Source organism: Xanthomonas sp. WHRI 8932A (assembly GCF_035012785.1).
GTDB lineage: Bacteria > Pseudomonadota > Gammaproteobacteria > Xanthomonadales > Xanthomonadaceae > Xanthomonas.
Genome location: NZ_JAYGQQ010000002.1, coordinates 441,599 through 465,205, shown reverse-complemented (window position 1 = coordinate 465,205; position 23,607 = coordinate 441,599). Strand labels below are relative to the sequence as shown.

19 protein-coding genes are annotated in these 23,607 nt (G+C 64.0%); 2 read left to right on the top strand and 17 right to left on the bottom strand.

Annotated features, from left to right (window positions below; genetic code table 11):
• The first annotated feature begins 4 nt into the window (after positions 1–4).
• Positions 5–2,878 carry a type 2 lanthipeptide synthetase LanM family protein gene (locus VC212_RS04805; protein WP_323514320.1) on the top strand — a complete coding sequence of 958 codons (2,874 nt, stop codon included), beginning with the start codon at positions 5–7 and terminating at the stop codon, positions 2,876–2,878.
• A gap of 152 nt (positions 2,879–3,030) precedes the next feature.
• Positions 3,031–4,758 carry an ATP-binding cassette domain-containing protein gene (locus VC212_RS04800; protein WP_323514321.1) on the top strand — a complete coding sequence of 576 codons (1,728 nt, stop codon included), beginning with the start codon at positions 3,031–3,033 and terminating at the stop codon, positions 4,756–4,758.
• Between the two features lie 56 nt (positions 4,759–4,814).
• Here VC212_RS04800 and VC212_RS04795 read toward each other — a convergent pair whose 3' ends face one another.
• The 17 genes from VC212_RS04795 to gspE all read right to left on the bottom strand — a co-directional run bounded on the left by VC212_RS04795 (position 4,815) and on the right by gspE (position 23,605).
• Positions 4,815–7,391 (bottom strand): TonB-dependent receptor, encoded by a 2,577-nt coding sequence (locus tag VC212_RS04795; protein WP_323514564.1) that lies wholly within the window; start codon positions 7,389–7,391, stop codon positions 4,815–4,817.
• Positions 7,392–8,294: 903 nt separating this feature from the next.
• Positions 8,295–9,659 (bottom strand): S41 family peptidase, encoded by a 1,365-nt coding sequence (locus tag VC212_RS04790; RefSeq protein ID WP_323514322.1) that lies wholly within the window; start codon positions 9,657–9,659, stop codon positions 8,295–8,297.
• A 321-nt stretch (positions 9,660–9,980) separates the two neighbouring features.
• Positions 9,981–11,135 carry an N-acetylglucosamine-6-phosphate deacetylase gene (gene nagA, locus VC212_RS04785; RefSeq protein ID WP_323514323.1) on the bottom strand — a complete coding sequence of 385 codons (1,155 nt, stop codon included), beginning with the start codon at positions 11,133–11,135 and terminating at the stop codon, positions 9,981–9,983.
• 2 nt (positions 11,136–11,137) lie between these two features.
• Positions 11,138–12,166 (bottom strand): SIS domain-containing protein, encoded by a 1,029-nt coding sequence (locus VC212_RS04780; protein ID WP_323514324.1) that lies wholly within the window; start codon positions 12,164–12,166, stop codon positions 11,138–11,140.
• A gap of 6 nt (positions 12,167–12,172) precedes the next feature.
• The gene (locus tag VC212_RS04775; protein WP_055851407.1) at positions 12,173–13,240 is read right to left on the bottom strand and encodes a LacI family DNA-binding transcriptional regulator; all 1,068 of its coding nucleotides are present in this window, start codon (positions 13,238–13,240) and stop codon (positions 12,173–12,175) included.
• 40 nt (positions 13,241–13,280) lie between these two features.
• A complete protein-coding gene (locus VC212_RS04770; protein WP_055850720.1) occupies positions 13,281–14,555 on the bottom strand; it encodes a sugar MFS transporter in 1,275 nt (424 codons plus the stop codon).
• Positions 14,556–14,598: 43 nt separating this feature from the next.
• A complete protein-coding gene (locus VC212_RS04765; RefSeq protein WP_181113212.1) occupies positions 14,599–15,321 on the bottom strand; it encodes a GntR family transcriptional regulator in 723 nt (240 codons plus the stop codon).
• A gap of 400 nt (positions 15,322–15,721) precedes the next feature.
• Positions 15,722–16,438, bottom strand: coding sequence for a type II secretion system protein N (gene gspN, locus VC212_RS04760; RefSeq protein ID WP_323514325.1), 717 nt, complete (start codon positions 16,436–16,438; stop codon positions 15,722–15,724).
• On the bottom strand, positions 16,435–16,893 hold the full coding sequence (gspM, locus tag VC212_RS04755; protein WP_323514326.1) for a type II secretion system protein GspM: 459 nt from the start codon (positions 16,891–16,893) through the stop codon (positions 16,435–16,437). The genes gspN and gspM overlap by 4 nt, the downstream gene beginning before the upstream one ends.
• Positions 16,890–17,978: a type II secretion system protein GspL gene (gene gspL / locus VC212_RS04750; protein WP_323514327.1), complete on the bottom strand. Its 1,089-nt coding sequence runs from the start codon at positions 17,976–17,978 to the stop codon at positions 16,890–16,892. Before gspL ends, gspM begins: the two co-directional genes overlap by 4 nt.
• The gene (gene gspK / locus VC212_RS04745) at positions 17,975–18,967 is read right to left on the bottom strand and encodes a type II secretion system minor pseudopilin GspK (RefSeq protein WP_323514328.1); all 993 of its coding nucleotides are present in this window, start codon (positions 18,965–18,967) and stop codon (positions 17,975–17,977) included. The genes gspL and gspK overlap by 4 nt, the downstream gene beginning before the upstream one ends.
• Positions 18,964–19,566 (bottom strand): type II secretion system minor pseudopilin GspJ, encoded by a 603-nt coding sequence (gene gspJ, locus VC212_RS04740; protein ID WP_323514329.1) that lies wholly within the window; start codon positions 19,564–19,566, stop codon positions 18,964–18,966. The genes gspK and gspJ overlap by 4 nt, the downstream gene beginning before the upstream one ends.
• A complete protein-coding gene (gene gspI / locus VC212_RS04735) occupies positions 19,563–19,940 on the bottom strand; it encodes a type II secretion system minor pseudopilin GspI (RefSeq protein WP_323514330.1) in 378 nt (125 codons plus the stop codon). Before gspI ends, gspJ begins: the two co-directional genes overlap by 4 nt.
• A complete protein-coding gene (locus VC212_RS04730; RefSeq protein ID WP_323514565.1) occupies positions 19,924–20,367 on the bottom strand; it encodes a GspH/FimT family pseudopilin in 444 nt (147 codons plus the stop codon). Before VC212_RS04730 ends, gspI begins: the two co-directional genes overlap by 17 nt.
• Positions 20,368–20,433: 66 nt before the next feature.
• Positions 20,434–20,898 carry a type II secretion system major pseudopilin GspG gene (gene gspG, locus VC212_RS04725; protein WP_323514331.1) on the bottom strand — a complete coding sequence of 155 codons (465 nt, stop codon included), beginning with the start codon at positions 20,896–20,898 and terminating at the stop codon, positions 20,434–20,436.
• A 27-nt stretch (positions 20,899–20,925) separates the two neighbouring features.
• Positions 20,926–22,125: a type II secretion system inner membrane protein GspF gene (gene gspF, locus VC212_RS04720; protein WP_323514332.1), complete on the bottom strand. Its 1,200-nt coding sequence runs from the start codon at positions 22,123–22,125 to the stop codon at positions 20,926–20,928.
• Positions 22,112–23,605: a type II secretion system ATPase GspE gene (gene gspE, locus VC212_RS04715; protein WP_323514333.1), complete on the bottom strand. Its 1,494-nt coding sequence runs from the start codon at positions 23,603–23,605 to the stop codon at positions 22,112–22,114. Before gspE ends, gspF begins: the two co-directional genes overlap by 14 nt.
• Positions 23,606–23,607: the final 2 nt, after the last annotated feature.

The following is a 23,607-nucleotide window of genomic DNA, read 5'->3' as shown; positions in this document are numbered from 1 at the left end:
CGGCATGGTCTCCGGCCAGCAAGGCGGTGACTTTGGCACGTCGCTGGATTGCCTGATTTCGTCACCCCTAGAGAAACTGGCAGTCCAGCTCACCCAGGTTGTCGCACTTCAACAGGTGGAACGCGAGGCCATCCTCACTGCAACGCGTCAAGCACTGTTGGCGGTACTCCACGGTAAACTTACCCGTCTGTTGTTGCTGGAACTGAATGCCGCCCGGGTGAATGCCCGACTCGATGGCGATAGCGCTGAAGAGCGTTGGACCGCATTCCAGCAACTGACTTGCAAGCCGGATTACTGGCAGTCATTGGCCCCGCATTATCCCGGGCTGGCAGAACGCGTCGATACTTTAGTTTCACATCGCTGCGCCGCAGCGCTCATGTTTGCGAACCGATGGTGCAACGACCGGCATCTGTTGCCGACCTTACTGCATGCCACTTGCGGTTTGCTGCTAGAAGTCACTTTCGGAGCGGGCGACAGCCATTGCGGTGGGCAGAGCGTGGTGCTGGTACGTTGCACTGGTGGTCCCCTGGTCTACAAACCTAGGTCGGTCGCAATCGATTTGGCACTTGCACAATTTGTCCAAGCGCTAGGCGAGAAAATTGCAACCAACATGCACGTACCCCACGCCATCGATTGCGGTCACTACGGCTGGGTGGAATTCGTCACTCATCGGCAAGCAGACACACCTTCCGCGCAGCGGGATTTCTATCGCGCCAGCGGCCACTGGCTGGCGGTCATGCGGTTACTTGCAGGCACCGATCTGCACGCAGGCAACCTCATCGCACATGGGTCCGCACCGACCATCATCGACTGCGAGACACTTTTTACACCGCGTCTGCCTGCCCCTGCGTCAGGTCTTGGCGAAGCGGCGGATCGTGTTGCCGCCACCATCGCAGGCACCGCTGCCAACATCGGGATGCTGCCTAGCCGCGCCACCGGGCTTGGATGGCGTGGTGCGGATCATTCTGCACTGGGCTCAATACCCGGCCAACAGCCAGAGATAGCACGACCTGAAATGATCGATGCAGGCACGGACAAGGCACGCATCGGGCTTGGCGAGACACGCGGAACGCTTGAGACACAGAATCTCCCGAATGCGCGCCCTGAGCTTGCACGCTATTGGCCGGACGTGTTGGCCGGCTTTGGTGAAATGACGCAGTTACTTCAAGAAATGGATGCCCGTGCTGCATTAGGACCGCATTTGGAAGGATTCGCGGGATGCGTCGTTCGCTTCGTCGCGCGGCCGACCGAAACCTATGCAGAAATCGGCCGCATGCTTTGGCATCCAGTGTCGCTGCACAATCCCGAACAGGCACGCCAGCGTGCCTACTCATTGATGCTGCGCATGGCCGACAATATGGGATCTGTGCCCAAGGATTCAGATGTCCTCAACGCCGAGATCGACGATCTGCTAAGCGGTGACATCCCGTACTTCTCCGCGACTACCGACGATGGCTGCCTAGCAGGCCCAGGAAATACCCGCTGGAAGATCGCTGATAACCTGATCGCCAACGCACTGGCCGATTGGCGCAATGCCGACATCGCACTTGAGCGTGAAGTGATCCAGGCGTCGCTCATCAGTGCATTCGTCAACGATGGCTGGATGCCGGAAGACCGCTCGTTATTGCCCGCGGTACCTCAACAGGAAGACGCCGAGCAAAGGCGGCGGCAGCAACTCTGCGTGCTCATGCGTCAACTGGTCGGGAATGCGGTCATCGGCAAGGACGGCAGCATTGCGTGGCTGGCACCGGTACTGGCAGCCAACGGCTGGTCGGTGCAGCCGCTCGGACCAGACGTTTACAACGGTATTGCCGGCATGGCGATGTTGCTCGCGGCCTACCGCAGGGAATCTGCCGAAGGCCGTGCCGATCCGGTCGATGGCATCGAGCACTGCCTGCAAGCGTGCATCACCACGATGATTATGGGTGATGCAAAACGGAGCCGGCTCATGCGCGATGGAATCCGCTTCCGCCCACTGCCGCCTGGCGGGTACATCGGACTGGGGTCGCAGCTTTGGGCATATCTAGTGCTTGCGGATTTCGGTATCGAAGCGGCCCTGGACCATGCGATAGCGCTTGCGCAGGAGCTTCCGGATGCAGCACAGGCCGACCAGGTCTTCGATATCCTGACCGGCTGCGCCGGTGCGATCGTTCCAATGCTTGCGTTGGCCAGACATACCCAAGACCAGCGTCATCTTGAAACGGCCGTATTGCTCGGCAACCGAATATGCGAAGCGGGAACGCGCGATGGTGAAGCCATGCACTGGGTCCACACCCGTTGGCCCGAAGGTGTCGGCGGCTTCGCCCATGGTGTAACAGGAATCGGCTGGGCGCTGACCAAGCTTGCACGAGCCACCGGGTGCCAGCTGCATACCGAATGCGCGCAGGCGGCGTTCGCCTTCGAGGATGGCCTCTACGACCATGCGCATCGCAACTGGCGCGATCTACGTATGCTGGCTGGAAATCCAACCGCCGCTGCGTGGTGTCACGGTGCGGTAGGAATCGGCCTTGCACACGCAGACCTTGATCCACAGTTGACACATACGCGGACCCGCGAAGTCCTGCGCATCGCCACTGACGCAACACGCCGCCAAGGGCTGGGATGGAATCACTGCGCCTGCCACGGTGATCTTGGCGCATGGGAATTGTTCGATACAGCCGCGCGTCTGCAACCGGCGAAACACCGCGAAATGGCGACCGAATTACTGGGCAGCGTGCTGACCAGTATTGAAGAACATGGCGCATGCTGCGGACTACTGCGCGACACCCTATCCCCCGGCTTGATGCCTGGCCTGGGTGGAATCGCCTATCAGTTGCTCAGGGCGCATCCGCAGCATCGCGTGCCATCGATTCTGCTACAGGGAGGACTGGAGATTTAACGTCTATGGCACACGATCCCGGACAGATTCAGAGCCCCTACTGGCGTATCGCAGATGACGCTTCCTCCCAGGACTTGGGAGCGATCCTAGTGCGACTCACCAGAGCAATCCGACCCGTCGTTGGTATCGCTCGCCAAGCTGCGCCAACTGCCATGCGTCTGCTTGTCGCCAGCCAGCTGTTGTCGGCAGCAGCTTCGGTATGGGGATTGCTACTGCTCAGACAGGTGTTGACGGTACTGCTCTCTGGCGTTTCTGCAGCAGATTGGGGTGCGCAGCTCCTGCCTGTCGGTGCCTTATTGCTGCTCGCGCATTTGCTAAAAGTCGGTGCACACGCCGCCAGTCTGTCCGCACAAGCGCAGTTGGTGCCCAAGGTACGGCACCTGGCTGACGACCAGATTCTGGCTGCAAGCCTGTCTATTGATCTGGCCGCATTCGACGATCCTCATTTTTTCGATCGTATGCAACGCGCGCGCGACCGCGGCGCGCTGCATATCGAGCGTGTGACCGTCTGCTTGTCGGAAGCGTTGTCGGCGCTACTGTCGGTTGTCGCCGCCTCGCTCGCCTTGCTGTGGCTGCATCCGCTGCTGCTTCTCGCCATGTCGATGGCCTTCATCCCGGAGGGATGGGCCGCGCTTGCCGCGGCAAGGCTGCACTATTCAGGAATGGACAAGACGATCGCGCTGACCAGGCATGCGCGGATGATCTCCGAGCTTGCCACATCGCGCGATGCAGCGGCGGAGATTCGCGCATGCCAGGCACAGGACTACGTCCTCGATCAACATCGGCGCAGTGCGATTCCGTTACAAGAGCATTTGACTACCCAGGCAACCCTGGAAGCACGAACGCTATTGCGGGGCCGCCTGCTATCGGCAGTTGGATTGCTACTCACCTTCGGTTGCCTCGCCGCCATGCTGCATGCTGGCTGGTTGAATCTGGCGTTAGCCGGCACTGCCGTCGTCGCCATCCAGGTCACAACCAGTGCATTCGCTCAGTGCCTGCGCATGCTGCACGAGATCTCGGAACGCGCGCTCTATGTAGACGATTATCACGACTTTCTTGCATTGGCGATGGCAAACCACACCATTGGTGGCAGCGTGATACCCGCCCTACAACCGAATGAGATCGTGCTGGAGGATGTCGGATTCCGCTATCCTGGAATGAGTGAACGTGTTGCACTGAACGACATCTCGTTGTGTATTCAAGCAGGACAGACGGTTGCATTGGTTGGCGAAAATGGCTCCGGAAAAACTACTTTGGCCAAGTTGATCGCAGGACTCTATAGACCAACCAGCGGCACGATCCGCTGGGATGGCTTCGAACTCCACCAACTTCAGATAGATGCGTTACGCGAACGGGTAAGTATCGTCCCGCAGCATCCACTGCGCTGGCCAGGCACCGTTCGCGAAAACGTCCGCCTAGGCCAGCCTTCACGTCACGACCCCATGGATGAAGACCTGCATCGGGCAGCCGCACGCGCTCAAGCAATTGACGTGATAGGGGAATTGCCCGGCGGCTGGAACTGCCTTTTGTCGCGTGAGTTCATTGGTGGCCATGATCTATCAAGTGGTCAATGGCAGAGACTTGCAGTAGCGCGCGGCATTTTTCGCGATGCGCCCCTGGTGATCTGGGACGAACCCACTGCACCTCTTGATGCAAAGGCCGAACATGTCGTCTTTCAGTCTTTGCGCGAACTTGGCCGCGGGCGCACCGTGGTGCTTATTACCCATCGTCTGGCCAGCGTGCGTGAAGCGGACCGGATCTTCTTCCTGAAAGAAGGCCAATTAATCGAGCAGGGCACTCACACGGAACTGATGCACTACGGCCGCGCCTATGCAGAGCTCTATCGTCTGCAGACACAACATAACGGCACCAATGGCTGAAAGCGCCGACACCGAACGAAGCGGCGGCGCTCCAGCAACCGCTCCGGCGGTAACGCTTACATCTTGAAATTCAGGCTCAGCATGAAGGAGCGGCCGTTTTTGTAGATGTAGTACGGCTGGTTCTTGTTGCCGATGTAGCTGAAGTAGGTTTCGTCCAGCAGGTTGGTGGCTTCCAGCGCCACGCGCAGCCGCTCGGTGGCCTGGTAGCCGAACGATGCATCCACCTGAGTGAACGCATCGGTCATCTGCTGACCGTTGAGGCGACCGATCTGGGTGAAGTACTCCGAGCGCCAGCCCAGATTGACGCGCGCACTCCACTTGCCCTGCTCGTAGTACGGGCTGATGTTGTAGGCGTTGCGCGAGTTGTACGGCAGGCTGTAATCGCCGTCGGTGTTGGAATCGGAGTACGTGTAGTTGGCGACCAGACCGAAACCGTTGCCGAAGTTGTGCTGCAGATTGAGCGCCACGCCTTGCACTTTGGCGTCGCCGGCGTTGGTCGGCACCGAGGTCTGATACGTACTCGGCCCACCGGTGGCGTTATTGAAAAACACGCGGTCCTGCACCGTGGTCAGGATGTAGTTGGAGATATCGCGCGAGAAGAACTCGCCGCTGAGCAAGCTGCTGTCGGAGAAGTACCACTCCACCGACGCACCGAGATTGGTCGACTCGTAAGGACTCAACCCGGGATTGCCGGTGGACGCGGTCAACGTGGTGTCGTCGGTGGCAACGTACGGCGTCATGTTGGTGTAGCGCGGCCGCGCGATGACCTTGGAGGCGGCAAAGCGCAGCATCAGATCATCGCGTAGGTCGTAGGCGATATTGAAGGCCGGCAACCACTTGCCGTAACTGCTGAGAAAGTTCACCGGCGTGTAGCTGCCGCCCGGCGCATAGCTGAAACCATCGGTGGAATCGCGCGTGTGCACATAGCGCACGCCGATGTTGCCGCGATAGCGCTCGCCGGAGAAGTTGGCCTGCAGGAACCAAGCGCGATTCTGTTCTTCGATGCTGTAGTTGCCGGCGTAGCTGATCGGCAAGCCGTCATCGCCCTCCAGGCCACCGATGTACTGACCGATGGCACCGCGATTGATGGTGGACCAGCGCTGCATGTCGGCGCTGGTCGATAGTCCGTCCAGATAACCGGAGGGTGTGGTGCCCGGCGAGAAATCCGCCAGAGTACTGCCATCGTTCGGGGCCCAGGTGCGGCTGTAGGACGACTGCCCGGTAGCGTGATTGGTGAGCTTGATGCCGGTCATGATCTGCGTAAACGGGCCCCACTCCACCGCATGGTCGAAGTCCAGCTGCAGGTAACGCTCTTTGTCGTACTGCGGGCTATGGCTGGCCGAGGCGTTGTTAAGTTGCATCGCCGCTGCGTTGGTGGGGTCGGTGCTGTAGTCCATCGCGGTGCGGCGACCGTCGATGTTGTAGCTGTAGCCGGCAAGATTGCGGAACTGGATGCCGTAGATGCGCTCGGCACCGCCTTGCGAGCTGGTGTAGCCAACCTGGCTCGATGCATTCCAGCCATCGCCATGCCAGTCGGCACGCAAGTGGATGCTGCCGGTGGTGACGTCGCTGTTGCGCAGGTAACCGTCCAGGAACGTGGTGGACTGATCACCAAACGTCCCCGAGGTGGCCACGCCGTTTTCGAAGCCCAATGCCTGCGCGTCGCCAGGATTGGAGCCCCAGTAGCCGTAACGGCTCTGGTTGTAGTTGTCGAAACTTTCCTTGACGTACAGGCCGGTCAGGTTGAGCTCGAAGTCGGCGTCGGGTTTCCACTGCAGCGCTGCACTGATGCCATCGCGTTTGCGCGTCTGCTGAAACAACGCAGTGTTGATCGAGGTGGGGAACACGCCGGTGTTGTTGCCAACCACCGCAGGCGGAAACGCCGCGCCGGCCACGTTGTCGTAACCGAAGATTTCCACACCATCGCGGCGCAGCACGCGCTGGGAATGCATCACCGAGGTGAGCACACCCAGGGTTTCGTCCTGGTTCTTCCAGCTGTACAGCGCCGATGCGTTGGGCTTGCCTTCCTCGGACCGGTCGTTGTAACCGTAGCTCACCGTGCCGGTCAGCGTATTGCGCTCCAGATCCAGCGGCTTGCGCGTATGCACGATCACCGTGCCGCCAATGGACCCTTCGTCGATGCGCGCTTCCGGCGTCTTGTAGACCTCCATCAGCCCCACAACTTCTGGCGCCAGCGTGCTGTAGTTGAACGAGCGGCTGTCCGGGTCGTTGGGGTCGCCGCCCCAACTGGTCGATGCAATAGTCTGGCCATTGAGCAACACGCGATTAAGTGCCGGGTCGGTACCAAGGATGCTGACCTTTTCGCCTTCGCCGAACTGGCGGTCCACGGTGATGCCAGACAACCGCGACAGCGACTCGGCGACGTTGGTGTCCGGAAACTTGCCGATGTCTTCTGCGCTGATCGCATCGACGATCGCATCGGCATTGCGCTTGACGTTGAGCGCCTTGCCCAGGCTGGCCTGGTAGCCCACCACCTTGATTTCGTCCAGGGTGGAAACCGAAGGATTGGTTGGCGCCTGTTCTTGCGATGGCGCAGCGACGGGCTGTTGTTGTGCGGGCGCAGGTTCGGATTGTTGCTGCGCAGAAGCGGGAAGCGCCAGTACGCCGCTCATTGCGGCGCCACCAATCAGCAAGCCGCGCACCGCCGCGCTCAATCGCGCGCGTTGCGGCCAATGCCTGGCTGCAGCAGTACTCAAGGAAGCGCTACGCGACTGCGCGGGATTGGCTTCAACAGCCGTCGTAAAGCGCGATTTAGAACGGGCCTGCGTCGCTGCGCAGAGATGATGGCGCACGTCGATTGACTGCGCGGCGGGTTGGCTTGTTGCGGAAACAGACAACGGGAACAGACGGGGAAACAGCATTACATTGACCTCGTGGCAGATACGTCAGGTCGCAACCGATGGGTTGCACTAAAGCGCGCTGCGCGCGCCATGCTGCGGTCCGTCCCCTGTGCCGGATCGCGAGCGGCGATCCGCGCAGCTCTATACAGCGCACGGATCGAAAGGCCACGCCGATGCACGGCTGGCTACAGTGATGTGATCGAGTGAAACAGGCTCCTGTTCGCTGACAACGTTATCAGCGAAGGTGCCTTCCGCAAGTTGCACTGTCAACCCGACATCAGAATTGCCGGGTTTTGTGCGGAATGCGCTATTTCTGCTGCCGATTGCGGAATGACAGCGTGATCGCTATCGCAGTCTGGGCATCAACCGATGCAGACCAATGCGCCCGCGAGCCGACGCTACAAGGCTGCGCAGCGAAATGTTGCAATGCAGAGTGCTGCGTTGGTGCAGTTGAAGTAAGCGCATCGTTACTGATGCAACCCACGTGATCTGTGCTCGCGCGCAGGCACGGTGTTGCGCGATGGGAATAGCGATCTCTGCGACATGACGACACGCCCACTCCAATACGGCATCGGCTTCGTTAGCCGCACTGTGGCCAGAAGGTGTCATCCCAGCCCGCACGCCATACTTCGTATAGAGCATAGCAACGCGATCAAAAACGACGCGCTGCGTGTCTCACTCAAGCTCTACGCATCGCTGGGTGCGCAACCACTGCGCCGCCGCGTCGATGGCATCGTCCTGCAGCGCAAGCACGACGTTCGGATGCAGTGCGCCGTCCAGCTGCCGTGCATTGCGGTCTTGCGTGGCACTGCTGGCAATTGCGAGAACGCCACCACCGGGCAGATCGACCGCGCGATTGCTGGTGGTCTGCCCCGCACTCGGCTGGCCGAAACTGCGCGTTGCCGGGCGGCCACGCATCGCGATGGCGACCATCTCGCCCGAGCTTGCCGTGCTTGGCCCGATCAGGACGGCCACCGCGCGCTCGGTTTGCGACGCATGCGCACCGGAAGCCGGCCTCGCATGCCAGGGTGTCTGCCTGCCCGTTGAGTCGACGAAGTACCCGAGTAACTCGTCACCCAGCAACGGTTGCAGCCCGTTGACCATCGGCCACATCGTGCCGCCGGTGTTCTGTCGCAGATCCACGATCCATCCGCAGCGCGCCTGCGATGCCTTGCTGTCCAGCGCGGCGGCAAGGGCGCGTTGATAGGCGCCCCTGACGTCATTGGACGAAGTCGACAAGCCGGTGACCTCGACATAGCCCACATCCGGCTGCAGCAAGCGTGCCTGCACTGCGGGTCGCTCGGCGGCGCGCGCCTCCATCTGGCGCAGCGCGGTGGGGCGTATCAGGAAGCTGTGGCCGTCAGCGAGCTCGGCGATCAGCGCGTCAATGGCGGCATACGCGTCAGCTTCGCGCATGCTTGCGGCCTGTGCGCGCAGCTGTGGCTCGCGGGTGGCCCAGTCGATCCGGGTGCGCTGCAATGCGTGGTCACGGATGGCCGGGATGGCGATATCGAAAATCGCGGACGCCGATGCGGCATCAACGGTGGCTTGCGCCATCAGCCGCAAGCCGGTCACCTCGACCGCACCATCCCCTTCCAGCACCACGCCGACTGCCAATCGACTTGCTTCAGAGGGAATCTGCATCGCAATGCGACGGTGTGCCTGAGCACTGCCACTCACCCGATCAGCCTGCGAGGTTTCAAATGCCAGGACCTTGCCCTGCGCATCGACTGCGCGCATCCACAGGTTCGCACCCTGCATCGCTCGGGAGGCGTGGAGAAGGCCGTCCAGCGCCAGCGACTGACCGCGCAGCGGGACGGCATCGAGTTGCACAGCGACTGTACCAAACGCAGCCGTGCGCTTGGCGCCAGCAGTCAGACGCAGCCGTGCACCCTCGGGCGTCTGCACATCACCGTGGGCCGCATCCAGCTGATAATCCGCCCCGCCGGCGATCAGTTGCCAACTGGCTGCCGCTGCAGCTGCATGCGCGACGCACAGCAAACAAACCGCCAACCACCACCGCTTCCATGCGTTTCTCATCGGCAACACCGTAGTCCCTGAGTCAGCCGCGAGTCTAGCAGCGGCCCCTTGCCCGCTCGCAACGCAGTGCCACGTCCGCATCGGCGACGATGACGCATCTGCTGCGCCGCCAAAAGCGGAGCTACAACCAGACGTTCCGGACTGGCGGCATGGAAGGGATCACCTAACCGTCACGAGAGCGACTGGTCCACGCAATGCTTGCGACAAGCATGCCTCCGCAAACCTCGGCATTGCACCCGGATACGCGACACGTCGTGGCCATCTGCCATCCCATCGGCTGCACTTACCTCATAGCACGCCGCACCAAATGTGCTGACGCCCTCAGTCGCGCTGCCCGCCAACCCAGGTGCCCAGCACTTGCACGTTCGTATCCACCAGCACCAGATCGGCCTGGTAGCCGGGTGCGATGCGTCCCAGGCGGTCGCCCAGGCCGATGCATTGCGCGGGGTAGGTCGAGGCCATACGTGCGGCTTCGGCCAGATCCACGCCCAGCCACTGCACGCTGTTGCGCACCGCGGTGGCCATGTCCAGGGCGGAGCCGGCGAGTGCGCCGTCGGCGTTGCGCACCACGCCATCCACGGCGGTGATGGTTTCGCCGTACAGATCGAAGCTGGGGCTGTCGGCGCCGACCATCGGCATGGCGTCGGTGACCAGCAGCACCTTGCCACGCGGTTTGGCTGCCAGCACCACGCGCAGGCTGGCCGGGTGCACGTGCACGCCATCGACGATGACGCCGCACCACACCTGCGGGTCTTCCAGTGCGGCACCGACGGCGTTGGGCTCGCGCCCGGCCAGTTGCGACATGGCGTTGTAGACGTGCGTAAAGCCGCTCACGCCGGCAGCAATGCCATCGCGCGCCTGCTCGTAAGTGGCCGCAGTGTGGCCGGCGAATACGATCGCACCACCGGTCACGAATGCGCGGATGTCATCCAGCGGCACGCGCTCGGGCGCGAGCGTGATCAGGGTGACGCCATTGTCCAGCGAGGTGTCGACGGCAATTTCGTGCGCGTCCGGCAAACGAAACTTGTGCGCGTCGTGGGTGCCCTTGCGCGCGGGGCTCAGGTACGGGCCTTCCAGATGGATGCCGAGCACGCCGGGCACGCCTTGTGCGATGGCCGCGCGGGTGGCGTCGATCGCTTCGGCCATCACCTGCGCGGTATCGCTGATCAGCGTCGGCAGCATGCCGGTGGTGCCGAAGCGGCGATGCGCCGCAGCAATCTTGGCCAGTGCCTGCGGGTCGCGTGCGTTGTTGAACAACACCCCGCCGCCGCCATTGACCTGGATGTCGATGAAGCCCGGCAACAAGGTGGCGCCGCCCAACTCCACGCGCGTGTGCGCCTGTGCAACGCGCGCGTCGTCGGCCGGCACGACCGCCTGGATCTGCGCACCATCCAGCAGCACGACCAGGCCCTCCTGCAAGCCGTCATCGGTGAATACGCGTGCGTTGCACAATGCCTGAGTGCGGGAAGCATCCATGTTCAAACGGTTTCCGTAACCTTGTTCAAATGCGGCGGTAAATCGGGATTGTGGCCACGCTGCAGCGCCAGCGCATTGATGGCGCGATAGAAGCTCTGCACGGTCAGCAGCGGCGCGCACGCCGGGTGTGCGGCATCGGCAAGCGGCAGATCGCCATCGGGCGCAGCCAGCCACACCTGCGCGCCACGCGCGCGAAATTCTTCTGCCAGTGCACGCGTGCCGGCGCCGGTTTCGTCGGGCTGCGCGAAGACCAGCACCGGAAAGCCCGGGCCGACCAAGGCCATCGGCCCGTGTTTGACCTCGGCCGAGCTATAGGCTTCGGCATGCAGGCCGCAGGTTTCCTTGAACTTCAATGCCGCTTCCTGTGCCGCGCCCAGGCCCAGGCCGCGACCGAGCACGAACAGGTTGTGCGCAGGCGTCAAACCGGTGGTCAGTGCAGACCAGTCGGCCTGCCAGGCGCTGCGCAGTTGTTGCGGCAACGCATCCACTGCGGCGAGCAAGGCCGGGTCGTTCTTCCACACCGCGCCCAGGTGCAGCACCGCAGCGAGCGAGGCGAGGTAGCTCTTGGTGGCAGCGACGCTTTTTTCCGGGCCGGCGCCGAGCGGAATCACCACATCGGCCAGCTGCGCCAGCGGCGAATCTTCCACATTGACCAGGGCCACCACGCGCGCACCGGCGGCCTTGGCGGCTTCGGCATTGCGCAGCAGGTCGGGGCTTTTGCCCGATTGCGAAATCACGATATACAGCGCGCCACGCAGTTGCAGCGGCGCGGCGTACACCGAGCCCACCGATGGCGATGCAGAGGCAGTGACGATGCCCAGCTGCGTCTCGAACAGGTACTTGGCATACGTCGCGGCGTGATCGGAGCTGCCGCGCGCGCAGGTCACCACGAACGGCGGCGGGTTGTCGCGCAACGACTGCGCAAGCGCAGCGATGGTGCCGGCATTACGCGCGAACTGTGCGGCGACCACGTCGGCGGTTTGCGCCGCCTCGCGGAACATCAAGGTGTCGGTTTCCTGGGGGAGAGTCATCGGTACTCAGGCGGATTCGGGGGGAAGGGATTTGGCGGCCGGTGTCTGCGCCGGTGCGGTGGAACCGCGCACCACCAGCTGTGGTACGAAGCCGCGGTTCTGCAATTGCGCCGGCTGGTCGTCGTAGGCATCGCTGCGCAGCTGGCTGATCAACAAGCGTGCCGCGTGCCGCGCGATGTCTTCGGTGGCCTGCTTTGCGGTGGTCAACGCCGGCCAGGACTGCCGTGAGAACGGGCTGTCTTCGAAGCCGGCGATCGACAACTGATACGGCACATTCATGCCGGTGGACTTGGCCGCGGCCAGCACGCCGGCGGCGATTTCGTCGTTGCTGCCGAAGATCGCAGTGGGCGGCTCGCGCAGCGACAGCAACCGGCGCGCACCACGGAAGCCATCGTCGAAGGTGTAATCGCCGGGAATCACCAGATGCTTGTCCAGCGGGATGCCGTAGTCCTTCAACGCCGCTTCGTAGCCGGCGTAGCGCTCGCCGCTGGAGCGATGCTGCGGGCCGCCCCACAAAAAGCCGATGCGTTGATGACCGAGCTGGATCAGATGCTCGGTGATTTCATATGCGGCATCGCGGTCGTCGATATACACGCACGGGCCGTCGCCGGGATCTTCGGTGGACGCGATGATGCGCACGCTCTTGATGCCGCGCGCGGCCAGGCCGGCGAGCAGTTCGGGGCGTTCGGACATCGGCGCGGTCAACACCACCCCGGCCAGACGCGAGCGCTGCACCCACTCGGCCAGTTCTTCGGCCAGCAACGGCGAAGTGGAATCGCAGGGATGGATCTGCAGGCCAAAGCCGGTTTCGCGGCAGGCGGCCAGCACGCCGTTCTGGATGCCGATGATGTGATACGGGTTGGGGTTGTCGTAGACCAGCCCGATCACGAATGGCGTACCGCTACGCAGATTGCGTGCGGACGGATCGGGTTCGTAATCGAGATCGGCGATGGCGCGCAGCACGCGCGCGCGCGTGGCCTGCATCACCGATGGCTCGTTGTTGATCACCCGCGACACGGTCTTCAACGAGACCTTGGCGCGCTCGGCGACGTCTTTGATAGTGGGCCTGCGCATGGAAGTGCCTTGTTCGTCGGAACGCATCATGCCGCGTCGCTCACTTAGCCTGGGCCGGCAGGCCCACGCGATGACCGCGCAGCGAATAAAACAGGATGTACAGATAGCACGGCACCATCAGCGCAGCGAACACGCCCTGGAAGTCGTAATGCTGCTTGAGAATGGCGAACAGCTGCGGAATGATCGCGCCGCCGGCAATGCCCATCACCAGCAGCGCCGAGCCGATCTCGGTAAAGCGGCCGAGCCCGCGAATGGCCAGCGGAAAGATCGCCGGCCACATCATGGCGTTGGCGAAGCCGAGTGCGGCCACGAAGGCCACCGACACGTAGCCATGGGTGAACAACGCACCCAGCGAGAACACCACACCCAGCACCGCCGAGATGCTCAGGTAACGCGCCTGCGAAATGACCGCCGGGATCAATACCAGGCCGGCGATGTAGCCCAGCAGCATCGCGCCCAACGTGTAGGAGGTGAACAGCTTGGTGCTGTCCAGCGGCAGGTTGAAGCCATGCCCGTAGGTGCCGATGGCATCGCCGGCCATCACTTCCACGCCCACATAGACGAACAGGCACAGCACGCCCAGCCACAGATGCGGGAACTGGAAGATGCTGGATTTCTGCACGCCGGCAGCACCAGGCGTTGCGTTGGCTTCGGAGGCCTTGAGTTCCGGCAGCGGCGAGAACAGCACGCCGATGGCCAGCACCAACAGCACGCCGGACATCACCAGATACGGTGCGTGGATCTTGGCGGCAAACGCAGTGAGCAAGGTTTCCTTGGTCGCGGCGTCGGCACTGGCCACCTGTGCGGACAGATCGCCGATCCCGTGCAGCACCAGCGAGCCGATCAGGATCGGCGCCAGGATGCCGGCGATCTTGTTGCAGATGCCCATCAGCGCGATGCGGCGTGCGGCGCTTTCGATCGGCCCCAGGATGCTGATGTAGGGGTTGATCGCAGTCTGCAGCAAGGCCAGGCCGCTACCGATCACGAACAGCCCGCCCAATGCGCCTGGATACCAGCGCTGAGTGGCGAACTGGCCGAACGCGGCCGCGCCCACTGCCATCACCACCAGGCTCAAGGCCAGGCCTTTCTTCATGCCGGTGCGCTTGAGAATCCACGACGACGGCAGCGCCAGAAAGAAGTACGACAGGTAGAACACCATCAGCACCAGGAACGCGTTGACCTCGTTGAGGTCGAACGCCAGCCGCACGAAGGTGATCAGCGGCCCGTTGATCCAGGTGAAAAAGCCGATGATGAAAAACAGCACGCCGACGATGGCGATCGAGACAACGGGATTTGCGGGCCTGGCGGTAGTCATGGATCGGCTGGCTCTGAGGTTGTCGTAAGGAATGCCGTTGGCGTCAGCGGCGCAGTTCGGCGACGAAGTCGTAGAAATCGTTATGGCAATAGGTGTCGGTCAATTCGATTGCGCTGCCGTCGCGGGTGTAGCCCACGCGCACCACGTGCAAAATCGCCTCGCCGGTTTTCATGCGCAGATGTTCGGCCAGACGCGCCGGCAGATTGATCGCGCGGAAGTACTGCAATGCGCGCACCACCGGCGTCCCCTGCGCATCCAGATAGCTGTAGAGCGAATCGCCCACCTGCTGCGGGTCGGCGACGATACGCTGCGGCAACACCGCATGCTCGTAGGCCATGACGCGGTCGTCGGCGCTACGCAGGCGCGTCAGCGAGGCCACCGCCGCATCCGGCGACAGGCCCAGCCGCAGGATTTCTTCGCCATGCGCCGGGCGCAGACGCCGCTCCAGCCAGCGCGTGCCGGGCTCATAGCCCTTGATGCGCAGCGTTTCGCTGAAACTGGTCAGACCACTGAGTTGGTGCTGGATCTGGGTGGTGACGAAGGTGCCGGCCCCCTGGCGACGCGAGACCAGGCCTTGTTCGACCAGTACATCGACTGCCTGCCGCAGAGTGACCCGCGAGATCTGCAGGCGCTCGCACAGCTGGCGCTCGGCCGGCAGCGCTTCGCCTGCCTTCCACTGACCGCCACGGATGGCATCGGTGAGCTTGCCGGCCAGCTGCAGGTACAGCGGGGTTGGCGCGGACGCGTCCAGGTGCAGGTCGTCCAGTCGCTTGTCGGCGTCCGCCTTGGCCTTGACCATCGTTAGTCCCGCCCGCCCGAATTCGATAGGTCCAATATAGTACCAATCGACGGCGACGCACCAGCCCTGTGCTGTGTCGGCGCGAGTGGACTGGTCTGGCGGGCACTGGGGTGGCCTGCCGGTGTACCTGCGGATTGGCCGATGAATGTCGGCACGGCAAGGACTGATCCGCATCGGATGGGGCGTCCTATCGGCAACGGCCCTGACAAGGCGCGGTGGCGACCGGCCGATGTGTGGCCGGGTAGATCAGACCAATTTCGTCGGTGCCGAGGTCGGCAGCCGAGCAGTTCCGTTGCGCAGGTCGAAAGATTGGGCCATGCCCAACTGCAGCAACCCGGCCCAACGGCAAAGGCATCAGGCGTCTGCGCTACAGCTGCCCCTGATCGACACGCACCAGCCAACGCTCCGGCGTCTGGACGAAGCCGAGCAGTTGCAGGCCCAACTGCAGCGCAGTGTCGTTGCCGGGCTCGACCTGGGTGCGCCACTGCCAGCGGCCATCACGCTGCACACGCAGCTCGGCGCTGAGGTTGACGCCTTCGGGCAGGCCGCCATCGGGCGTCAGTGCCAGCACCACCGCATCGTCCACGCACCGCGGGCTGCCACGCAGACGCAGCGGCAGCAGCCCGGCGGCTTCGCCACCGGCGTTAGGCAACACCTGCACGGCCACATCGCCGCCGGCCTGCGTGCAGCGTGTGGCATCGAAAACCGCATGTACCTCGCGCAGGTCGATCGACAGGTCCAGCAAAGCCACCCCACCCGGCTTGCGTAGCAACAGGCGACCGTTGGCCTGCTCCACACCCTGCTGCGCGCCTTGCAACGCCACCAGCTGCGCGGTGGCCGAGCGCAGCTGCACCTGGCGTTGCCCGCGCAACAAGGGCAGCGGACGCAGACGCACGCCGACATCGCCCACGTCCATGCTGGTCCAGGTCACGCCACGCAGGGTGCCGTTCCAGATCGAGCCCTGCGCTTCCAGCGCGGCAAACGGCAGCGTGTCGATCGGCAGCACCCACCGCAGCGGCAAGGTGGCGATGACGCCGATGACCAGCAACACGCTGCCCAGCAGCAACCAACGCACTGCCCTCATAGCGCGATACCCGAGAACGTGCAGCGCACCTGCAGTTGCCCGTCGCGGCGGCTGATTTCAAGCGCCGAAGGCGTCAGACCGTGGCGCTGGCGCAGCTGTTCCAGCCAGGCGAACAAGACGGGGCTAGTGACGGTGTCGATCTGCAATGCGAGTGTTCCTGTCGAACTGCGCTGTTGGTGAGTGATGCTGATAGTCGCATCGCGCGCGCTTTGCGCGATGCGCGCCAGCGGAATGGCGGCCACGGTACTGCCGGCTTGCGCTGCGCGCGCAATGAGCAGCGCCTCCGCAGCATGGTCATAGCGCGCCTGCGCGCTGCTGCGCCAGTGCCGCAGCGGCACCAGCAGCGCGTACCAGCCGATGAATGCAGCGATGGCGACCATCATGACCGACAGCATGAGGCGCTCGCGTGGTGCGCGGCTCTGCCACCACACCGGTAAACGTTGCAGCGTGCTCATTGCGGCGGCTCCAGTTCCAATGCGGTGGCGAGTCTGTCGTCGCGGGGCTGGCCTGCGCCTGCGCGCACCTGCCAACCGGCGCGACTGAGCTGGGCGGAGAAGTGTTCCAGTTGTGCGGCGTCGTTGTGTAGCAAGGTGACACGCAGCGGACCCTGTTGCTGGTAAGCGAGCGCGTCCAGTTCTGCTCCCGGCACTGCTTCGACTGCAGCGAACAGTGCGGCCAGTTGCGGTGCGAATGCATTCTGCGAGGCGGCGGTCTGCCGGGTTTTGTCTGCGCCGGGCGTCATGACATTCTTACCCATCAACTGTGCGCTGCGCCGCTGCAGGAGCTGCGCGCCGATCTCGTAGCGCAGGCTCTGCGCCACCATCAGAAACACCAGCGACAGCATCAGCAGCGCAAGCAACCACGCAAGCGTGCGTGCGCTCAGCTGTGCACGCTGGCGCGTTGGCGCGGCGAAGCCTTGCTGGCGCAGATTGATCGGCGCGGTGGCGGCATGCCGCGCAAACTGCGCGATGGCACGCATTGGATCCGGATCCGGCGGCAGTGCCGGTGCGACCGGGAGTGCTGCGATCAGCACCTGCGCAAGCTGCGGCTCCAGGCTGCAGGCGATGCGTGTACCACGCACCACCCAGCGGCCATCCCAGTACAGCAGCGTCGGCGGTTGATCCGCCGCCGCGTCGGGCAGCAGCAGACAGTCGGGCACCAGTGCATCGGGCACGATGCCCAGGGCTGCTGCGCGGTCTAGCCACTGTCGCATCACCGACGCATCCACTGCAGCGACCAAGCGCATGCCATCGCTCTCTGCGTGGTCGGCGATCACCACATGCAGCGCTTGGGCATCGCCCGCCAGATGCTCGGCCAGCTGCAGCCGCGCCGCAGCCAGCGACTGCGCGACGCTGCGCCCAGGCAAGGCCATCCAGCGCAGATGCACATCCACGCCTGGCACCACCAGCACGGTCTGCGTTGTTTGCGCGGGGCGCTCATTCAACGCGTCCTGCGCCAGCACCTGGCCGTGTGCATCTACGCGTACGGTGGTGGGCTGCGTTGTGGCATCGGCCGGCAACAACACCAGGGTGCTACTCATTGGTCGGGGCTCCATTGGCGTGCAACCAGCCGCACACGGCCGGCAGGGTCCTGTTGTAGCAATGCCTCCAGCAGGATCTGCGCACCGGCATGGTCGACCTGGCTGTAGAGGGCAAAATAGGACGTGCGTAATGCGATCTGCTGAAACACCGCGTCGGGCAATTGCGCCTGCATCAGTGCGGGTTGCTTCCAGAACGCCGCTGCATCGCTCCAACCGCCGACCGGCCGTGCGGCGATGATGCGGCGTGCCGCCGGCAACTCCACGGCGCCTTCGGTCAAAGCCACCAGCACCGGTGCATCTGCGGCGCGCAGCGTATTGATGTTGATCGGCGACAACCGCCCTTCGGGCAGTGCACACACATAGGGCTGCAGCTGCGCGACGAGCGCCGGCGCGTAACCGGCGATGGCGCGCAGCTCGCTGACGCCCGCCAACAAGGTCGCGCCAGTGCGCAGCGGTACCGGCGCTTGCAGATAGCGGTCGTCTTCGGCACCTTGCGCGCCCGGCTGTGCATCGCTATCGATCCAGTCCACCAGCGCATCGGTCAGCGCCTGTGCCTGTTGCGGCGCGATGCCCAACGCTTCCAGCAAAGCCAGATACTGGTTGGCGCCATCGTCGCTACGTTGCCATTGCTCGGGTGCACCCATCACCACGCTATTGAGGTTGAAGCAGCCGCCGCGATCGCGCAGCCGCACGCTCACCATCCCATCGTCCAACGGGAAGGTGATCGGTTGATCGTTCCAGCCGCCCTCCAGCGTGGTGCGCAACGGGTCGCGACTGGCCAACGCCTGCAAGCGTTGCCGCGCGAGGGTTTCGCTGCCCAGCGCATACCACTGCGCCTGCGTCATCGCCTCTGCGTTACCGCTGCGGCGCAGACCAAAGCGCAGGTCGTTCAAGACCGCCACCATCAGCAGCGTCATCATCGCCACCAGCAACAACACCGTCAATAACGCGACGCCGCGTTGTTGCGCAGGCGCCTGCAGCGTTTTCATGCGCGTCCCTCCGGCAGTAGGAACAGCTGACGCACGCGGCCCCAGTGTTCCAGATCCAGTTCCAGCGACAGCGCATCCGGCAGTGCTTCCAGCCCGCCGCTCCAGCCATCGCTCCACTGCGCGCGGTAGTGAAACGCCACCTCGGCCGAGCGCACCCCTCGCAGCAGCACCTGCGGCGCCCCGGCCACCGCGCCATCCAGCGCCGGCCGCGCAGTGCGCTCCAGGCGTCCATCGACGATGCGGTATTCGACATATTGCAGCGACGCACGCGGCGCCTGATCCGGATTGCTCCAGCCACGCCGAACAAAGCCGAACAATGGCCCTTGCGTTCCGGGCGCACGCGCAACGAACGCAGTGCGCGCGGCGCTGCCATCGCTGTTGCGGGTGCGGCGTACCGCAGCCTGTTGCAGATCGCTGCGCAGCAGGCCATGGGCCAGTTGAAGATCGCGCACCTGCTGCAGGCGCGCGCGCACCGCATCGCGCTGATCGATGCTTTGCCGCATCACCACCACTGCGGCGCTGGCCACCAGCGCGAAGACCGCCAGCGCCACCAGCAGTTCGATCAAGGTGAAGCCCTGCATGCGGCGCGTACGGCTCATTGCACACTCCGCAACATGCTCAGGCTGGCAATCTGCTGCGCTTGTCCTGCGGCGCGCACGCGCACCTCGATACGCACCATGCCGGCGCTTGCCGGCACCGCCTGGCGTTGCCAGTCCCAACCACGGCCACCCAGTGTGTCCTGGCCTTGCGCAGGCGCCACTGCGGCGTTGGCCGGCGCCAGCATCGCCTCGATCGCCTTATTTTCTGCAACCAACGCAGCCAGCATGCGTTCTTCCAGCACTACCGCGGTGCGCGTGCTCTCGCCCGACAGATTCAACAAGCCGACCACGGCCATGCCGAAGATGGCCAAGGCGACCATCAACTCAAGCAGCGAAAATCCGGCACAGGCGCGGTGATTATCGATGCGGCGCATCGACCTGCACCACACCGGCGGCATCCACCGTCACCTGTACCTGTTGCTGCCCATCGGCCAGCGCGATGCGTTGCGGCGTGGCCGCACCGGTCGGGTCGAAGCGAACGCTCAACTGGGTGCCGCCAGCCGGAAACTGCGTCTGCACGCCGGCAGGCCAGCGCGTTGCGGCAAACGGCGTGTCGTCCAGTGCCGCCCAACGTTGCTGCGCCTGCCGACGGAATGCATAACCACCCGCATCGATGGTGACTTCCACCATGCGCAGACTCAGGATCGCTTCGTCGCGGGCATTGGCCAGCGCGCTGGCCAGCATGTCCGCCTGATCGTGCAGATCCTGACGCGTGTCAGGCAACGTCATCACCACCAGGGTGCTGGCAAGGGCGGTAATCACCAGCACCGCCAGCAGCTCTAGCAGGGTGAAGCCGCGCATGCGTGCGCGCACGCTGCGTAACGACACGCATTGCTCGCTGGGTGACGCAGTCAGCACAGCGGCACCTCAGCGCCAGTTGCCGATGTCGGCATTGTCGGCATCGCCACCTTCGGCGCCGTCGGCACCGAACGAGTAGACGTCGAAGCCGCCGTTTCGGCCCGGGCGACGGTACTGATACGCGTGGCCCCACGGGTCTTCCGGCAACCGGCGGATGTAACCGCCCTGCCGATAGCGCTCCGGCCGGGTCAGGCCGCTCGGCGGGTTGAGCAAGGCCTGCAAGCCCTGCTCGGTGGTCGGATAGGTCAGGTTGTCCAGGCGGTAGGTTTCCAGTGCCTGCTCCAACACCGCGACATCGGCGCGTGCCTTTTCGACCATGGCGCGGTCCTGGCTGGGCATCACGTTGATCATCACCACGGTGGCCAGCAGGCCGATGATGACGATCACCACCATCAACTCGACCAGGGTAAAACCGCGCACGCCACTGCGCGAGACAAGCGGGCCGGCGAGTGCACGACATTGGGTGGACTGCATGTGGATCTCCGAAGAAAGCGGCCGTGCTCAGCCAAGCGCGAGGGTGTTGAATTGCAGGATGGGCAACAGGATCGACAGCACGATCACCGCCACTACGCCGCCGAGCAGCACGATGATGGCCGGCTCCAGCAGGCTCATCGCCGCAGTGGTGAACGATTCGAACTCGCGCTCCAGATAATCGGCGGCGCGTTCCAGCATCGGCGCCAGGCGCCCGCTGTTTTCCCCACTGGACGCCATGTACAGCAGCGTGGGCGGAAACACGCCGGCGCGCTTCATCGCCGCAGCCAGGCTGCCACCCTCGCGAATGGCGGTGACCATGCTGTCGGTGGCCAGCCGCAATGCACGGTTGTCGACGGTGCGTGCGGCGATCATCAGGCCTTCCATCAGCGGCAGGCCGCTGTTGACCATGATCGCCAAAGTGCGCGCCATGCGCGCGGCGTGCAGGTCGCGGAGCAGCCGGCCAAGCAAAGGCGCGCGCAAGAGTGCGCGATCCGCAGCCAGCCGCAACGCCGGGCGTTTGAGCAACCGCAGCGCGGCGATGACCGCGATCACCAGCGCAACCAGCAGCGGAATGCCGGCATGCAGCAGGAAGTTCGACACCGCGATCACCGCGCGCGTCAGCCATGGCAAGGCGCGGCCCATCGAATCGAACTGGTCCACCACCTTCGGCACGACAAAGGTCATCAACACGATCACCACCGCACCGGCAGTCAACGCCAACGCGGCCGGGTAGACCAATGCGGACTGCAGCTTGCTGCGCACCTGCGCCTGCCGCTCGAGCAGATCGGCCAACCGCTCAAGCACCTGCGGCAACGCGCCAGCGCTTTCGCCTGCGGCCACCATGGCGCGATACAACGGCGGAAACGCCTTGCCCTGGCGTGCCATTGCATCGGATAGGCGAAAGCCTTCGACCACCAAGCCATGCGTCTGGCTGGTGACGCGGCGCACGCCACGACGTTCGGATTGCGTGCCGATGGTGCGCAAGGCTTCTTCCAACGGCGCGGTTTCCACCAACGTCGACAGCTGGCGTGTGAACAACACCAGATCCTTGCCGCTGAAGCGTGCCGCATGCACGGCGGTCGATGCAGCTGCTGCGGCAGCGATCCGCACCGGTACCCATTGGCGCCGCTCCAGCTGCGCGCGCGCACTGTGCACGCTGTCGGCACTGATCACGCCCTGGCGGCTGCGCCCCTGCAGATCGAGCACGGTGTAATCAAAGCGCGGCATGCGCATCGTCCTGCTGGCGGGTGACGCGCAAGGCTTCTTCCAGCGTGGTCAGCCCCTGCAGCACCGCAGCGCGTGCGGCATCGCCCAACCGCGGCGCGCGTGCGAACGCGACTGCCGCCAGCGCATCTTCATCGGCGTTGTCGCCGATCAGGCGGCGCAGCGCATCGTCCACCGCAATGGCTTCGTAAATGCCCACGCGTCCGGCATAACCGCTGTGATGGCACACCGCGCAGCCCACCGCTGCATAGACGGTTGCACTGCCATCGTCGTCGACTACAAGCAGCTGCCGCGCGGCTGCATCCAGTGGCCGCGGCGTGCAGCACTGCGGGCACAGCCGCCGCACCAGCCGCTGCGCCAGAATCAGGCGCAGGCTCGATGCCAGCAGAAACGGTTCGATCCCCATGTCGCGCAGACGCGTGACCGCGCCCACCGCATCGTTGGTGTGCACGGTGGACAGCACCAGGTGGCCGGTGAGGCTGGCCTGCACCGCGATCTGCGCGGTCTCGGCATCGCGGATCTCGCCGATCATCACCACGTCCGGGTCCTGTCGCAGGATGGCGCGCAAGCCGGCGGCGAAGGTCATGCCCACACGCGCGTTGACCTGGGTCTGGCCGACCCCGTCGATGGCGTATTCCACCGGGTCTTCGACGGTGAGGATATTGCGCGAGCCATCGTTGAGCAGGCTCAACGCGGCGTACAAGGTGGTGGTCTTGCCCGAGCCGGTGGGGCCGGTCACCAGCACGATGCCGTTGGGCACCTGCAATGCGCGCTGCACGGTGTGCATCACTGCCGCGGGCATGCCCAACTGGGTCAACGACAAGCTGCCTTGCTCCTTGTCCAGGATACGCAGCACCACGCGCTCGCTGTTGCGCGTGGGCAAGGTGGACACGCGCACGTCCAACGCCTTTGCGCCCATCACCAGCGACACCCGGCCATCCTGCGGGACACGTTTTTCGGCGATATCCAGGCGGGCCATCACCTTGACGCGCGACACCAGCAGCGGTGCGATGCGTCCGGGCAACGTAGCCGCTTCGCGCATCACTCCATCCACGCGCAGGCGCACGCGCAGTCGCGATTCGTAGGATTCCAGATGCACGTCGGACGCGCCCAGGCGTGCGGCTTCGGCAATGATGCCGTTGATCAAGCGGATGATCGGCGCATCGTCCTGGCTGTCGAGCAGATCGGCGGTGGGAATATCGTCGATCAATGCATCCAGGCTGCCATGCAGATCCAGCGCTTCGACCTGCACGCCCTGCTCCATGCCAGCATCGGCGTAGATCTCCGACACATGCCGGTCGAACACCGCCGGTGCCAGCGTGCGCACCTGCAACGGCATGCCCAGCGCCCGACGCAACTCGATCAAGGCGTGCACGTCGGCACCATCACGCAGCCCGATCTGTGCAATGTCGTCGGCACCAAGCAGCACCACGCCGTGGCGCTTGGCGAATGCGTAGGAAATGCTGGCGTGCGCAGTGCTCATGG